Here is a 14,907-nt window from a genome sequence, read left to right as displayed (position 1 = left end):
TATGTGGTGCGAGTGATGCACCGAACCTGCTTGGCTACTTGCAGGAATCGATGGTCTTGCTGGAATGCCGCGTCGGTGTCGTTCCATGCAGTGCAAGCGCCACCATGGTGCGCTTGCATTGTCCTTCTTCCGACCACAGATGCAGGGTCGTGCCGCTGATGCCGGAGAGTGTGAGGCCGCGTGTCGCCTGTGCGAGCTTCTCGCTCTTCACGAAGCGCTTGGCCTTTGGATCGAATAGATAATAGGTATAGGCGGGCGCGCCGAGGCGGCCGGAAAAATCGGTCCACAACAGCAGATCGTCGTAGCCGTCGCCATTGATGTCCGAGACGATCACGGTGTAGCGCAGGCCCTCGTTCTCTTCGCCCTGTTGGGCGATGGGGCCGCGATAGGCGGCGACATATTCTCGCTGATCCGCTGTCTTGTTCAGGAAGACCAAGGATGGAACGGGGATGGATTGTTTGCCCGCCGGGCGTTGCACCACGACCGTCGCGGGTGCGCAACGCAGTAGCAGCCCGCCGGTGTCGCGACAATGCGCGTCTGCGACCTGCAGACTGAGATATCCCAGTGGAAAAGCGACCTGTCCTGCCGCATCCGGCAGTCCAGCGGCAGTGAATACCTTCGCCTCCGAGCTTGCATCGGGCGACGGCGTTACCGGCTTGGCGGCACTGATCGACGCGACGAACTGCGGATCGTTCAGTTGGCGCAGGCGGCTGATCGTCGTGGCCAGCCTGCATTGCTTGGCATCCAGGCGCATCGCCGGGCTTGCCTGCTCTGGCAGCTTGCACCGATTCTGGTAGATCTGCGCGATCCACTGGCGCTGTGCGGCTTGCAACGCCGATCGCTCTTTCGCGGACGGCAGGGCCGTCATGCGGGCGCGGTAGACCCTGTTCAACTCGCCGTCCTGGTAGGCGAACTCCTCGTCCACGCAGCGTTCCCGCCCCTCCTGCTGCATCGCCTTGGCGAGACACTGCGAATATGTCGGACGCAGCGCGTCCTTCTGCAACGCCAACAACTCCGCGCCCGACGGCAAGGATGGAGCCGCCGCGACTGCGCCATTTAGCACGATCGCGGGCAAGGCCCCGAGGCATAGGGTGCCGAACCAGCGCGCACGCGCCCATTTGAGCGATGAGACAAGGCCAGGGCGCGGCAGTTGTGGCGACGTGCTCCGCTTACGAATCTGATCCCGTTGTTCCATGCCTGCCATCTCCGGCCTCCGTGCAACGCCTTTGAAAGACCTCAACTGTGCGCTGCTGCCGGGGGCAATTCGCCCGCTCAGCACCGCAACACGCTGCCGCGTATGGTCCGACAGCTTGCCTGTCACTGCCCTCAACGACCGCCGCGCGTATAGCCTTCCAGTTCGTCGGCGCGGGAGCTGATCCGGCGCAGGGTGGCTTCGGCGCTTTGCAGGCCAGCCTCCTGGCCGCGGGCGCCGAACGCACGGTCGAGCTGTGCGGCCTGGTCGTTGGACTGCTGCCAGGTGGATTGCGCATCCATCAGCCGGGAGCGGTCCATGCCGCTGAGGCGGTAGCGCAGCTTGTCGTAGGCGCGGTCCAGGCGCTCCTGCTGCACGCGCTGTTCGCGCTGGATGCAGCGGCGGTTCTCGTCCAGGCCCTGGGCCTGCTTGCGGCAGTCGTGGTAGGTGGCGGACAGGCCATCGCTCGGTGCAGCGGCTTCGGCGCCGGCCGGCGGCGTCTGCTGCAGTTGCTGCTGCATCTGCTGGATCTGCTCGGCCTGCTGCTGCAGCAGGCGTTGCTGTTGTTGCAGCTGCGCGTCGCGTGGGTCCATCTGCTGCGCGGCGGCGTTGCCGCACGCGCCAGCGACCACCGCGGCGATCAGCCATGCGCGCAGCCGGCGCTGGCCCTGGGTTCCCTGGTGCTGGTGCATCGTCCTTCTCCTTCGATCGGCAACCGATCCTGCCGCGCGTCGCTTCGCCGGTGCGCGGTCGAGGTGGCGCCAAGCATACGGGAAGGCCGTGATGGCTTCATGGCACGGCGATGGGCGCGCTCAGCGGGGAGACACCGCGTTCGTCGAAGGCTTCGACGGCGAATACGTAGGCCTGGTCGACGTTGAGCGCGCGGAGTTCCAGGTCGGTGCCGCGGTCGGCGAACACCTGGTAGGTGAGCGTGAGGCGGTCGGCACGCAGGCCCCAGCGCACGTTGTAGCCGACGGCGCCGGGTACCGCCTGCCAGTGCACGCGGGCGTTGCGGCGGTCGGCCTCGCGGCGCGCGACGACACCGGTGGGTGCAGGTGGCGGGGCGCCGTCGGCGTTGCCGAACACGCGCAGGTCGCTGATCGCCAGGTGCGCGGCGCCGACGTGGCCGTGCACGTAGCGGATGTAGCGGGTGCGCACTGGCGCGGGCAGTTGCAGGTAAGCGTTGGGCCGGTCGCGGCGGTCGGCGCCGTCGCCGACCTCGGCCAGCGGCAGCCAGTGGCGGCCGTCGCGCGAGTGCTGCAGCCGGAACGCGGTGTAGATGTCCGGCGCATCGCCGTAGCGGCCGGCACGATAGTCGGCGAAGTTAACCTGTACGGCGCGCACGTTGCGTTCCCCGCCCAGGTCGACGGTGAGGGTCTCGCCGGCCGTGTTGCGTGCGGCCACCCAGTAGCTGCGCGGGTCCTCGTCGGTGGCGCGGTCGGCGGCGAAGCCGTCCAGGGTGGACGAGGCAGTGGCCGGCTTGCGGTAGGACAGCAGCATCCAGCCGGTGAACAGCGCCTCCGGGTCGGCCACCGGGCCGTCCGGCATCCAGTGCGGGAAATCGCCGAAGCGGGTGGACACGCGCATCTGTCCGTCGGCGGCGAAGGCGGCGGGGAACAGCACGATGCGCCGTTCGAAGGTCCAGTTGGCGCCGATCCAGGCGGTGCCGCTGTTCCACCAGTTGCCGTGCGCGTCCTGGAAGGTGGAGCCGTGGCCGGCGCCCTGCATGAAGCCGCCGGGCTTGTAGGCCACCGGGTTGTACGCCGCATAGACGAACGGGCCGAGCGGGTGCTCGCCGACGTACAAGCCGTTGGCGTAGGCGTTGTACTCGCTGCCGGGCGCGCCGTACTGCAGGTAGTAGCGACCGCCGGTCTTGGTCATCCACGCGCCTTCCAGGTAGCTGCCGATCGGGCTGCCGTCGGGGAAGCGGGCACCGCGGTGGTCGGGGCCGAAGCGCTCCCAGCCGTGCTGCGCCGGATCCAGCGCGAGCAAGGGCGTCGGCACGCCGCGGAAGGCGAACCCCTGCGCGTTGCGATCCATGGCGATGCCATACAGCGGATAGCGGTCCGACGAGCCCCAGTACAGGTACCACTGGCCGTCGTCGTCGATGAACAGGTCCGGGTCCCAGGGGCCGGGCGGCACGTCGCTGAGCGGGCGGCCCTTCATCTCGGTGCCGATCGGCTGGGCGCGCGGCAGCTTGGGCAGCAGCCGGGTCAGGAAGTCGAGCTTGCCGCTGGCCGGGTCGCGGGTCTGCAGCAGCGGGCGCGGTTCGAAGGCCGACTGCATGATCACCAGGCGGTCGCCGTCGGCCACCACCGCCGGCGCGACGATGCTCTCGAACGGCCAGCGGCTGGGCGTCACGAACTGCCAGTCGAGCAGGTTGCTGGAGCGCCAGTAGCCGTCGGCCAGGGTCTGGAACAGATAGTAGGCGTCGCCGAAGCGCACGAACACCGGGTCGGCGCCGGTGCGGTAGGAAATGCCTTCGTTGAGTTGCTCGAAGTTGTAGCGGTAATCCAGGTCGATCGGATTGGCGTAGCTGCGCTGGCCTGGCGCCTGCGCCGCGGCCAGCCCGGCGGACGCCAGCAGCGCCAGCGTTGCGAATGCTCTGAACATGGCGATGGCCTTCCCCCCGTGGCGGCGCCGGCTACCGTAGCAAACGCAGCGGCAGGGCGCGATGCGGCAGGCCATGTCGCCGCGGTTACCATGGCGCCCGCCCGTTCGCCGCTGCCGTGCTGCGGCCGCGGCGCCTTCCCTCGCCGACCTCCGACTCCATGACCGCCAACGTTTCGCCGCGCCGCCTGCTGCCCGTGTTGTTGTCGTCCTTGCTGTTCGCGGCCGCTGGCGCCTTCGCCAACGACAGCAGCATCGGCGACGCCAATGGCTCCATCGAACTGATCCGCCAGCCGGACATCCGCATGAGCAAGGAAGACCTGTTCATCAGCGAGGAGCGGGTGCAGGTGGACTACGTGTTCACCAACACCAGCACGCGCGACCTGCTGGTGCCGATCGCTTTCCCGATGCCGCCGATGTACTTCGGCATGGCCGACCACAGTGCGCTCACCGACTTCAGGCTGTGGGTGGACGGCAAGCCGGTGCGCACCGAGCGCAAGCTGGTGGCGAAGCTGGACGGCAGCGACATCTCGCGCGCCTGGGCGGCCAGCGGCTGGACGCCGGACGACCTGGCCGAGTATGTCGAGGGCGGCACCGTCCCAGCCGGGCGCAAGCCGCTGCCCGCACGCTGGTTCGATGCGGACGGGCAGCCCCGCTTCACCCTCAGCGAGTACTTCGTCTGGCAGCAGCGCTTCCCGGCCGGCGGCACAGTGGCGATCCGCCACAGCTACGCGCCCAGCGTCGCCACCGGCGTGCCGATGCCGGCCAGCGACCTGATCGGCGAGTACGCCAAGCCCACCTGCCTGGACGCCGCTACCCAACAGCGCATGCGTCGCCGCGCCGGCGCCAACGGCCTGCAGTGGAGCAACCTGCGCTACGTGCTGCGCACCGGCGCCAACTGGAAGGGGCCGATCCAGGACTTCCACCTGACCCTGAAGAAGCGCGCCCCCGGCGACCTGCTCAGCCTGTGCTTCGACGGCGACCTGCAGCGCACCGACGCGCTGACCTTCGAGTTTCGCCAGCGCGACTTCGTGCCCGACCGCGACCTGGACATCCTGTTCCTGCGCTGACCGGCGGCCGGCGACCATAGCGGCCGACCGCCCCGAAGCCGACATCCGGCTGAACGCCGATGCGGCGCGGTCGGCAGTTTTCGTCCGACGCGGTGGCGCGCGCGGCGGCGGGTCGGGCAGCATGCGGCGGCGCGTTTCCTCCCCCACAGGACTTGCCTGCATGCGCGATGCTGCCGTTGCCGCTTCCGATCCCATCGCCCTGGTCGCGGCGCGCCTGGAGCGCCTGCCGCCCACCCGCACCCTGTGGCGCCTGGTCGCGGTGCTGGCGCTGGGCGGCTTCTTCGAACTGTACGACCTGTTCCAGACCGCCTACCTCAGCCCCGGCCTGCTGCGTGACGGCGTGTTCGCCGAGGGCGCGGCCGGCGTGTTCGGTATCGCCGACCAGGCCGCGTTCGCCTCGGCGACCTTCCTGGGCCTGTTCCTCGGCGCGAGCCTGCTCAGCCCGCTGGTCGATCGTTTCGGACGCCGCGCGGTGTTCTCCTTCGCGTTGCTCTGGTACAGCGTGGCGACCGTGGCGATGGGCCTGCAGCACAGCGCGCTGGGGGTGATCCTGTGGCGCGGCGTGGTCGGCATCGGCCTGGGCGTGGAGCTGGTCACCATCGACACCTACCTGTCTGAAATGGTGCCGCGGCAGATGCGTGGCGCAGCGTTCGCGCTGGCGTTCTGCGTGCAGTTCCTGGCGGTGCCGGCGGTAGCGCTGAGCGCCTGGGCGCTGGTGCCGCACGCGCCGCTGGGCCTGAGCGGCTGGCGTTGGGTGGCGCTGCTCAGCGGCGGCTTCGCGCTGGCGGTGTGGTGGCTGCGCAGTCGCCTGCCGGAATCGCCGCGCTGGCTGGCCACGCAAGGCCGGCATGCCGAGGCCGATGCGGTGCTGCAGCGGCTGGAGGCGCGCTGTGCCGCCGACCTGGGGCGGCCGTTGCCGGCGCCGGAGCCGCTACCTGTCTCCCTTGCGCCGCCGCCGCGCTTTTCCGCGCTATGGCAGCCCCCGTACCGGCGCCGCATGGCGATGCTGGTGACCTTCCACATCTTCCAGGCGATCGGCTTCTTCGGTTTCGGCAACTGGCTGCCGGCGCTGCTGGCGCGGCAAGGCGCCGACAGCGTGCACGGGCTCGGCTACGCCTTCGCCATCTCGCTGGCGTATCCACTGGCGCCGCTGCTGCTGATGGGCGTGGCGCAGCGCTGGGAGAACAAGTGGCAGGTGGTGGTGTCGGCGCTGGGCGCGATGCTGTTCGGCCTGTTGTTCGCCTGGCAGCACCAGCCGCTGCTGCTGATCGCCTGCGGCGCGGCGGTCACCTTCTGCAATGCCTGGATGAGCTTCGCCTACCACGGTTACCAGGCCGAACTGTTCCCCACGGCGCTGCGCGCCCGCGCGGTGGGGTTCTGCTATTCCTTCAGCCGCCTGTCCACCGCCGCCAGCAGCCTGCTGATCGGCATGCTGCTGGACCGCACCGGCCATCGGGGCGTGCTCGGCTTCATCGCCGCCAGCCTGCTGATTGCCGCCGCGGTGGTGGGCCGGTTCGGGCCACGCACCCGCCAGCACACGCTGGAGCGGATCTAGGGCTGGCCCTAAGCGCACGAGCGCGCCCGATGGCTGAACGTCCCGCACCGGTCATCGGCCCTCGACACCATGTCGCTGCCGCCCGGTGCATGCTGTGGCCTCCCTCGCCACGAGCTTCGGCCATGACCACGCTACTGCCCGTCCCCGTGATGGATGCCGCCGACCACCGCGACCTGGCCCAGGCGCGCGCCCTGCTGGAACACCCGGGCCTGGCGGCGAAGATCGCCAATGCGGTGGGCGCGCCGATCGAGGCGCTGATCAGCAAGCGCCTGCCGAAGATGCTGTCCTCGCGCATCGATGCGGTCAGCCAGCGCGCGCTGCGAGTGGCGCTGCGCTCGGCGCTGCTGACCCTGCGTGGGCAGGCGCCGGAACGCGCACGGCCGCGCCTGCACGGCGCCGCGGTGGCGGCGACCGGCGCCGCCGGCGGCTTCTTCGGCCTGCCCGGGCTGGTGGTGGAACTGCCGCTGACCACCACGCTGATGCTCCGCTCGATCGCCGACATCGCCCGCGCCGAGGGCGAGCGCCTGGACGATCCGGCGACCGCCCTGGCCTGCCTGGAAGTGCTGGCGCACGGCGGCCGCAGCCAGCGCGACGACGGCAGCGAATCGGGCTACTTCGCGGTGCGTGCGGCGATGGCGCAGCAACTCAGCGCCGCCGCGCAGTACATCGCCGCGCACGGGCTGGGCAGCAAGGGCGCGCCGGTGCTGGTGTCGCTGCTGTCGCGCATCGCCGCCAAGTTCTCGGTCACCGTCAGCGAGAAGCTGGCGGCGCAGGCGGTGCCGCTGGTCGGCGCGGCCAGCGGCGCGTTGCTCAACACGGTGTTCATCGCCCACTTCCAGGCGATGGCGCGCGGCCACTTCACCGTGCGCCGGCTGGAACGCCGCTATGGCGAAGCGGCGGTGCGCCAGGCCTACGAGGCGCTGCCGGCCGGGCGATGAGCCATGGCGGTCGCCGCGTTGCGCTGGCACAGTGGAGACCGCTTCCACGCTTCTCCCGATCTTTCCTTGCCGCAGGTGCATGCCATGAAAACCCGCCACCGTTCCGACAGCGACGACGACCAGCCGCGGCTGGCGGTGCTGATCGATGCCGACAACGCGCAACCGTCGGTGATCGAAGGCCTGCTCGCCGAAGTCGCCAAGTACGGCCTGGCCAGTGTCAAGCGCATCTACGGCGATTTCACCAGCACGCGCATGACCCAGTGGAAGCAGGCGCTGCTGAAGCACTCGATCAGCCCGGTGCAGCAGTTCGCCTACACCAGCGGCAAGAACGCCACCGACAGCTCGCTGATCATCGATGCGATGGACCTGCTCTATACCGGCCGCTTCGACGGCTTCTGCCTGGTCTCCAGCGACAGCGACTTCACCCGCCTGGCGCAGCGCCTGCGCGAGGAGGGGCCGACGGTGTACGGCTTCGGCGAGCGCAAGACCCCGGATGCGTTCGTGCAGGCCTGCGACAAGTTCATCTACACCGAAGTGCTGCGCAGCGAGGCCAGCGCCGCCGAACCGGCCAAGCCCGCCGCTGCGGCCGCCAAGCCGGCGGCCAAGGGCCGCAAGAAGCCGGCCGCGACGCCGGCCAAGCCCGAGCCCGTGCCCGCCGCCACCGAGACCAAGCAGGCGCCGCTGACCCTGCTGCGCCAGGCCATCGAGGAAGCCTCCGACGACCAGGGCTGGGCCGGGTTGGGCAGTGTCGGCAGCTATCTGAACAAGGTGCGCCCGGATTTCGATCCGCGCCTGTACGGGCACAAGAAGCTCAGCGACCTGCTGCGCCGGCTGTCGACGCATTTCGAACTGGAGGAGCGCGGCAACGAAGGCGGCGGCAAGCGCATCTTCGTGCGCTCGCGCGGATGAGCCGTCCGCCGCTGCCATTCGCGCAGGTGCGTGCCGCCGCAGCGCGCAATGGCACACACAGGTGCGCGCCACGATGAGCGATCGACCCTACGCCCCGTCCTGCGACCGCAACCGCGATCCGATCCTGCAGGTGCTGCAGCGGCACTTCGCCGATCGTCGCTGTGTGCTGGAGATCGGCAGCGGCACCGGCCAGCACGCGGTGCACTTCGCCGCGGCGCTGCCGCACCTGAGCTGGCAATGCAGCGAGCGTGCCGAGCACCTGCCCGGGATCGCGCAGTGGCTGGCGGCGGCAGGCCTGCCGAACACGCCGCCGGCGCTGGCGCTGGACGTGCGCGACGGGCCGTGGCCGCACACCGGCTACGATGCGGTGTTCACCTCCAATACCTTGCACATCATGGGTTGGGACGCGGTGCAGGCGTTCTTTGCCGGCGTCGGCCCGTTGTTGGCGAACAGCAGCGATGGTGTGCTGGCGGTGTATGGCCCGTTCAATTACGGCGGCGACTTCACCAGCGACAGCAATCGCGACTTCGATGCATTGCTGAAGGCGCGCGACCCGGCCAGCGGCATCCGCGATGCCGAGGCGGTGGACGCGCTGGCGCAGGCGCAGGGCCTGACGTTGCAGGAAGACGTGGCGATGCCGGCCAACAACCGCTGCCTGGTCTGGCGCCGCGGCCAGGCGCGGCTGACCGCGACGGCGATCTGAACAGGGAACGCGATCGGCCCGACGGGCGCGCGTTGCGTCCAGGTGACGAAAGCGCGCTGCGCCCCTCATGGCGGGTTCACCACCGTGCCACGGCGGATTCACCGCCGGCTTGCGACTGTGCGCCGACACCCGCCGCCGCCCATCTGCCTGCAGCCGGTGCTTCCCTCATTCGCCACGGAGCATTCCCATGGACAACAACGACAAAGCCCGCGACCTCAATCGCGATCCGATCTCCGGCACCCCGGGTTCGCATCCGGTCGGGGTCGGCATCGGCGGCGCCGCCGGCGGCGTGGCCGCGGGCGCACTGGCCGGTACCGTGTTCGGGCCGCTTGGCACCTTGATCGGCGCGGCGGTCGGCGTGGTCGCCGGCGCAGCCGCGGGCAAGGGTGTGGCCGAGCGCATCGATCCCACCGGCGAAGACGCCTACTGGCGCGAGGAATACCGCAACCGCGACTACGCCAAGGCCGATTACGACTACGACCGCGACTACGCCGCGGCCTACGGCCTGGGCCTGCAGGCGCGCGAGCAGTATCCCTCGCGCACCTGGGACGAGCACGAGCGCGAACTGTCGCACGACTGGGGCACGCGCCGTGGCGACTCGCGCCTGGAGTGGGACGAGGCGCGGCTGGCCGCGCGCGATTCCTGGGAGCGCGCCGATGCCACCTACCGCACCTACGAGGACAGCGACCGCTACTACGCCGATCGCTTCGACACCGTGGACTACCGCGATACCGACAGCAGCTACGACGACTACCGCCCGGCCTACCGCTACGGCGTGCAGGCGCGCAGCCGCTACCGCGACCGCGTCTGGGACGACCGCCTGGACACGGACCTGGAAAGCGGCTGGGAGCGCGCCAAGGATCGCTCGCGGCTGAGCTGGGCGCAGGCCAAGGCCGCCGTGCGCGAAGCCTTCGATTCGGATCGCTACGATCGCCCGGGCCGCGGCAATCCGCCCGATCCGCGGGTCTGATTCGACGTTCGTTCCGTTGAGTGCGTTCGGTCGAGTTGCCACGCGGCACTCGACCGAGTCGCGTCTTGATAGGACACAGCGGCCGCTCGCCCAGGGCCGCTGTGGCGCATACGGAGCGTGCGGACGCAACCATGTGGGAGGGACTTCAGTCCCGACGCGCAGACCCTTCCGTCATCGGCAGCATCGCGATCGACCGGGATCCATCTGCATGGTAGTGGTGCGCTGCAAAGCGTTGGGCATAGGCTGCATCGCCACCTGGTGACATGGCAGGTCGCGGCTGAAGCCGCGCCTGCAGCCTGGTTCCTACGGTCCGTCCGACGTCGGTGAGCTATCCGGAGGTTGTTGAGCCGTCGATTGCGACGAATCGTCCTCCTGCGCATCGGCCTCGGCGTCTTCCTTCAACGCAGCATCCCACCATGCCGGGGCTGCCAGCGGTTCTTCTCCATAGCCGTTCATGCAACCTGTTCGTTGCTGCTCCAGGCGCTTGTAGTCCAGGGTGAGACGTTGCACGTCCTGGCGCGCTGGCCACTCGGTGTAGGCGAAGTAGCCCTCGTACTGGTTCCCATTGATGCAGGCGATATACGAGTCCGCTCGCAGCCCGGCTGCCTGAAAGACCAACACCCGCGCTTCGCCGTTGCGATCCAGGCGGCCATGGAAGACTGTCCATTTGCCCGACGCGCAACTCGCGCCGGAGATCCCCATGTAGCTCAGGCACGGAATCGACCACACGTCCTGCTGGACGCGGATCCTCGCGCCGGAGAGCGGCCGATCGGGTCCTGCCACGACACGGATCGTGATGAACCGCGGCATGATCCAGGGGCCGGCGTGCTCCGCCAGCAGGTAGAACAGCAGGATGGCGCCCACCAGCGCCACGCATGCGAGTTTGACCAAACGCTTCACGCGATGTTCCTTCGAGGCTGATGCGGCCGTGGATCGCTGGCGATCCACGCAACGTGCGGATGATGCCCAAGGCCGGCCGCCCTGGGCGATGCTGCCGTCCTGCGTGCTGCTGGAGTCGGGTCGCGGCTGCAGCCGCTCCTGCAGCAGAGGCACGGACGCCCGGGAACGCGGGAGAGCGGAAAACGCGGCGCCGGCCGCGCCGCGTTCCGTCAGACGGACTTGATGTCGCCACTGCGCCGCCACTGCACGGCGACACGCGTTCGTCTCCCGCTCAGGCCGCCTGCACGATATGCAGCGCCTTCGGATTGCGCCAGGTCGCCAGCAGCCGCGCTTCGCGCTGCTTGGCCTCGTGCAGGTGCGCTTCCTTGACGTGGCCGTAGCCGCGGATGTGTTCCGGGATGCTGGCGATCTGCACCGCCAGCGCCAGGTTGTCCGCCTGCAGCCGCTGCAGCAGTTCGTCCACGGTGGCGACGTAGTCGGCGATCAGTTGCCGTTCGCCGCGGCGCTCGGCGCTGTAGCCGAACACGTCGAAGGCGCCACCGCGCAGCCGGCGCAGCTTGGCCAGCCACTTGAACGCGGTGAACATCCACGGGCCGTATTCGCGCTTGCGCAGCCGGCCCTGCGCGTCCTTCTTCGCCAGCAGCGGCGGCGCCAGGTGGAAGCGCAGGCGGTAGTCGCCCTCGAACTGCGCCTGTACCTGCTGCGCGAAGGCGCCGCTGGTGTACAGCCGCGCGACTTCGTACTCGTCCTTGTAGGCCATCAGCTTGAATGCGTAGCGCGCCACCGCTTCGGTCAGCGCGGTCGAGGCCGGGGCCACGCGCTGCTCGGCAGCGCGCACGCGCTCCACCAGCGCGGTGTAGCGCGCGGCGTAGGCGGCGTCCTGGTAGTCGACCAGGAAGGCGTGGCGGCGTGCGACCAGCTCGTGCAGCGAGCGCGACAGGCGGCTGTCGTCCAGCGGCGCGTGCCCGGCATCGCCGCTGTCGGCGGCAGCCGGCAATTCGCGCGCCGGACGCGGATTGGACGGATTGCGCGGGGCGGCGCTGGCGCCGGCCTCGTGGCCTTCCCACTCGCCCGGCGGCAGTTGCTGCAGGCTCAGCGCCTGGCGTTCGCGCTCGTCCGCGGCCGGATCGGCGAGACCCGCCGCGCGTCGCACCGCCGGCAGGTCCAGCGCCGCCAGACGGCCCCAGGCGAAGGCCTGCTGGTTCATCGCCACGGCCGCGCCATTGAGTTCGATCGCGCGCATCAGTGCCGCGTGCGACAGCGGTACCAGGCCCTGCTGCCAGGCGTAGCCGAGCATGAACAGGTTGCTGGCGATGGCGTCGCCGAGCAGCGCGGTGGCCAGTTGCGTGGCGTCGAGCAGCAACGGATCGCGCCCGCCCAGCGCCAGGCGCACGCCGGCAATGATGTCGGCGGCCGGGAACTGCATGTCCGGATGCGTGGTGAAGGTGCCGGGCATCGCCTCGTAGGTGTTCAGCACCACCTGCGAGCGGTCGCCGCGCACCTTGGACAGCGCCCAGTAGTCGTTGACCACGACCATGTCGCAGCCCAGCACCAGGTCGGCCTCGCCGGCGGCGATGCGCACCGCGTGCAGGTCCTCCGGTTGCCGCGCGATGCGGATATGCGTGGTGACCGCGCCGCCCTTCTGCGCCAGGCCGGTCTGGTCGAGCACGCTGGCGCCCTTGCCCTCCAGGTGCCCGGCCATGCCCAGCAGCGCGCCGATGGTGACCACGCCGGTGCCGCCGACGCCGGTGATGAGGATGTTCCAGGGCTGGCTCAGGTCGCTGCGGAAGCTCGGTGCCGGCAACTGTTCCAGCAGTGCCGCGGCCTCGGCCTTGCGGCCCTTGCGCGGCTGCCCGCCGTGCACGGTGACGAAGCTGGGGCAGAACCCGGACACGCAGGAATAGTCCTTGTTGCAGCTGGACTGGTCGATCTGGCGCTTGCGTCCGTATTCGGTCTCCTTCGGCAGCACCGACACGCAGAAGCTCTTCTCGCCGCAGTCGCCGCAGCCTTCGCACACCAGCGAGTTGACCAGCACGCGCTTGGGCGGATCGGGCAGCTTGCCGCGCTTGCGCCGGCGCCGCTTCTCGGTGGCGCAGGTCTGGTCGTAGATCAGCACGCTGGTGCCCTTGACCTCGCGCAGGCGCCGCTGCACCGCGTCCAGCTCGCTGCGGTCGTGGAAGTCCACCTCGCTGGGGAACAGCTCGCGGCGTCGCGTCCACTTGCCGATGTCGTCGCTGACCAGGGCGATGGTGTGCACGCCCTCGGCGCGCATCTGCCGGGCGATGTCGGGCACGCTGAGGGTGCCGTCCACCGGCTGCCCGCCGGTCATCGCCACCGCGTCGTTGTAGAGGATCTTGTAGGTGATGTTGACCCCGGCGGCGATCGACTGGCGGATCGCCAGCGAGCCGCTGTGGAAATAGGTGCCGTCGCCCAGGTTCTGGAACACGTGCGGGGTGTCGGTGAACGGCGCCTGCCCGGCCCAGGTGACGCCTTCGCCGCCCATGTGGGTGAAGGTGTCGGTGGCGCGGTCCATCCACGTCACCATGTAGTGGCAGCCGATGCCGCCGAGCGCGCGCGAGCCCTCCGGCACCACCGTGGAGGTGTTGTGCGGGCAGCCGGAGCAGTAGTGCGGCACGCGCGGGAAGTTGGCGCGCGGCAGCGCCATTTCCGCTTCCTTGGCCTCCATCCAGCGCAGGCGCTGCTGGATCGAGTCGGTGTCGAGTGCGGCGGACTGCGGCAGGCGCAGGATACGCTGGCCGATCACCCCGGCGATGGTGGCCGGGGTCAGTTCGCCGGTGGACGGCAGGATCCATTCGCCGGCTTCGTCGTACTTGCCGACGATGCTCGGGCGCGGACCGGCGCTGGCCGGCCAGTTGTAGAACTGTTCCTTCATCTGCCGCTCGATGAAGGCCTTCTTCTCCTCCACCACCACGATGTCCTGCAGCCCGCGCGCGAACGCGGCGATGCCCAGCGGTTCCAGGGGCCAGGTCATGCCGACCTTGTACACGCGAATGCCGATGCGCGCGCAGGCCTCCGCATCCAGGCCCAGGTATTCCAGCGCCTGCAGCACGTCCAGGTAGCTCTTGCCGGTGGTGACGATGCCCAGCCGCGCCTGCGGCGCGTCCATCACCGTGCGGTCGATACCGTTGGCGCGGGCGAAGGCCTGCGCCGCACGCACCGCGTAGCGGTGCAGGCGCATCTCCTGGTCCAGCGGCGGATCCGGCCAGCGGATGTTGAGCCCGCCCGGCGGCAGTTCGAAATCCTCCGGCAGCACGATCTGCCGCGCGAACGGGTCCACCTGCACCGAGGCCGAGGATTCCACCGTCTCGGCGATGGTCTTGAAGCCGATCCAGCGCCCGGTATAGCGGCTCATCGCCCAGCCGAGCAGGCCTATGTCGAGGATGTCCTGCACCCCGGCCGGGTTGAGCACCGGCATCATCGCGCTGACGAACTCGTCCTCCGAGCCGTGCGGCAGGGTCGAACTGCGGCAGGCGTGGTCGTCGGCGGCCAGCGCCAGCACGCCGCCGTGGCGCGAGGTGCCGGCGGCGTTGCCGTGCTTGAACACGTCGCCGCAGCGGTCCACGCCCGGGCCCTTGCCGTACCACATGGCGTACACGCCATCCACGCGCGCGCCGGGGAACAGGTTGGTCTGCTGCGTACCCCAGACCATGGTCGCGCCGAGGTCCTCGTTGAGGCCGGGCTTGAACACCACGTTGGCCGCGTCCAGGTGCTTGCGCGCGCGCCACAGTTCCAGGTCGAACCCGCCCAGCGGGCTGCCGCGGTAGCCGCTGACGAAGCCGCCGGTGTTCAGCCCGGCGGCGCGGTCGCGCAGCTGCTGCATCAGCGGCAGCCGCACCAGCGCCTGTACGCCGGACAGGTAGATGCGGCCGTCGGTACGGGTGTACTTGTCTTCCAGCGTATAGCCGGTATCCACACCACCAGCGGCCGCTGCGGCGAGGGAGGACGACGGACGCGGATCGGCGATGCGGTTCATGGCTTGCCCGGAAATGGAAGGCTGGCGGGCGCGCAGCGCCTGCCGCGCGCGATCGTCCCGATTGTA

Annotated in this window: 11 protein-coding genes; 6 read left to right on the top strand and 5 right to left on the bottom strand. The window is 69.8% G+C overall.

Translation table 11 applies throughout. The features are described 5' to 3' along the window. Positions 1–34: 34 nt before the first annotated feature. The 3 genes from AC1G9L_RS20905 to AC1G9L_RS20895 all read right to left on the bottom strand — a co-directional run bounded on the left by AC1G9L_RS20905 (position 35) and on the right by AC1G9L_RS20895 (position 3,805). The gene (locus tag AC1G9L_RS20905; protein ID WP_481069870.1) at positions 35–1,204 is read right to left on the bottom strand and encodes an XAC2610-related protein; all 1,170 of its coding nucleotides are present in this window, start codon (positions 1,202–1,204) and stop codon (positions 35–37) included. A 122-nt stretch (positions 1,205–1,326) separates the two neighbouring features. After that, complete coding sequence (locus AC1G9L_RS20900) at positions 1,327–1,884, bottom strand: lysozyme inhibitor LprI family protein (protein WP_019799870.1); 558 nt, start codon at positions 1,882–1,884, stop codon at positions 1,327–1,329. A 97-nt stretch (positions 1,885–1,981) separates the two neighbouring features. Then, entirely contained in the window at positions 1,982–3,805 is a 1,824-nt protein-coding gene (locus AC1G9L_RS20895) for a family 43 glycosylhydrolase (protein WP_481069869.1), read from the bottom strand. Positions 3,806–3,963: 158 nt separating this feature from the next. Between AC1G9L_RS20895 and AC1G9L_RS20890 the strand changes: the two genes are divergently transcribed. The 6 genes from AC1G9L_RS20890 to AC1G9L_RS20865 all read left to right on the top strand — a co-directional run bounded on the left by AC1G9L_RS20890 (position 3,964) and on the right by AC1G9L_RS20865 (position 9,947). Then, positions 3,964–4,872: a DUF4424 family protein gene (locus AC1G9L_RS20890; RefSeq protein ID WP_019800264.1), complete on the top strand. Its 909-nt coding sequence runs from the start codon at positions 3,964–3,966 to the stop codon at positions 4,870–4,872. A gap of 160 nt (positions 4,873–5,032) precedes the next feature. After that, entirely contained in the window at positions 5,033–6,427 is a 1,395-nt protein-coding gene (locus AC1G9L_RS20885) for an MFS transporter (protein WP_481069868.1), read from the top strand. 122 nt (positions 6,428–6,549) lie between these two features. Next, positions 6,550–7,365 (top strand): EcsC family protein, encoded by an 816-nt coding sequence (locus tag AC1G9L_RS20880; protein ID WP_371184031.1) that lies wholly within the window; start codon positions 6,550–6,552, stop codon positions 7,363–7,365. 84 nt (positions 7,366–7,449) lie between these two features. Continuing rightward, positions 7,450–8,274: an NYN domain-containing protein gene (locus tag AC1G9L_RS20875; protein ID WP_481069867.1), complete on the top strand. Its 825-nt coding sequence runs from the start codon at positions 7,450–7,452 to the stop codon at positions 8,272–8,274. 73 nt (positions 8,275–8,347) lie between these two features. Beyond that, positions 8,348–8,977 carry a DUF938 domain-containing protein gene (locus tag AC1G9L_RS20870; protein WP_019799849.1) on the top strand — a complete coding sequence of 210 codons (630 nt, stop codon included), beginning with the start codon at positions 8,348–8,350 and terminating at the stop codon, positions 8,975–8,977. 187 nt (positions 8,978–9,164) lie between these two features. Continuing rightward, positions 9,165–9,947, top strand: coding sequence for a hypothetical protein (locus AC1G9L_RS20865; RefSeq protein ID WP_019799850.1), 783 nt, complete (start codon positions 9,165–9,167; stop codon positions 9,945–9,947). 303 nt (positions 9,948–10,250) lie between these two features. On the opposite strand, the gene AC1G9L_RS20860 is transcribed toward AC1G9L_RS20865, so the two are convergent. Further along, positions 10,251–10,847 carry a hypothetical protein gene (locus tag AC1G9L_RS20860; RefSeq protein WP_481069866.1) on the bottom strand — a complete coding sequence of 199 codons (597 nt, stop codon included), beginning with the start codon at positions 10,845–10,847 and terminating at the stop codon, positions 10,251–10,253. A 271-nt stretch (positions 10,848–11,118) separates the two neighbouring features. Then, a complete protein-coding gene (locus AC1G9L_RS20855; RefSeq protein ID WP_481069865.1) occupies positions 11,119–14,841 on the bottom strand; it encodes an indolepyruvate ferredoxin oxidoreductase family protein in 3,723 nt (1,240 codons plus the stop codon). Between the last annotated feature and the right edge of the window lie 66 nt (positions 14,842–14,907).

Source organism: Xanthomonas sp. NCPPB 1132, from assembly GCF_056629235.1.
The sequence above is the reverse complement of the archived record's forward strand: the minus strand, read 5'-3'. Positions and strand labels throughout refer to the sequence as shown.

Coding starts and splice junctions, on each gene's coding strand:
- AC1G9L_RS20870 (WP_019799849.1), top strand. CDS start 8,348: ATGAGCGATCGACCCTACGCCCCGTCCTGCGACCGCAACCGCGATCCG.
- AC1G9L_RS20875 (WP_481069867.1), top strand. CDS start 7,450: ATGAAAACCCGCCACCGTTCCGACAGCGACGACGACCAGCCGCGGCTG.
- AC1G9L_RS20865 (WP_019799850.1), top strand. CDS start 9,165: ATGGACAACAACGACAAAGCCCGCGACCTCAATCGCGATCCGATCTCC.
- AC1G9L_RS20885 (WP_481069868.1), top strand. CDS start 5,033: ATGCGCGATGCTGCCGTTGCCGCTTCCGATCCCATCGCCCTGGTCGCG.
- AC1G9L_RS20895 (WP_481069869.1), bottom strand. CDS start 3,805: ATGTTCAGAGCATTCGCAACGCTGGCGCTGCTGGCGTCCGCCGGGCTG.
- AC1G9L_RS20890 (WP_019800264.1), top strand. CDS start 3,964: ATGACCGCCAACGTTTCGCCGCGCCGCCTGCTGCCCGTGTTGTTGTCG.
- AC1G9L_RS20905 (WP_481069870.1), bottom strand. CDS start 1,204: ATGGCAGGCATGGAACAACGGGATCAGATTCGTAAGCGGAGCACGTCG.
- AC1G9L_RS20855 (WP_481069865.1), bottom strand. CDS start 14,841: ATGAACCGCATCGCCGATCCGCGTCCGTCGTCCTCCCTCGCCGCAGCG.
- AC1G9L_RS20900 (WP_019799870.1), bottom strand. CDS start 1,884: ATGCACCAGCACCAGGGAACCCAGGGCCAGCGCCGGCTGCGCGCATGG.
- AC1G9L_RS20880 (WP_371184031.1), top strand. CDS start 6,550: ATGACCACGCTACTGCCCGTCCCCGTGATGGATGCCGCCGACCACCGC.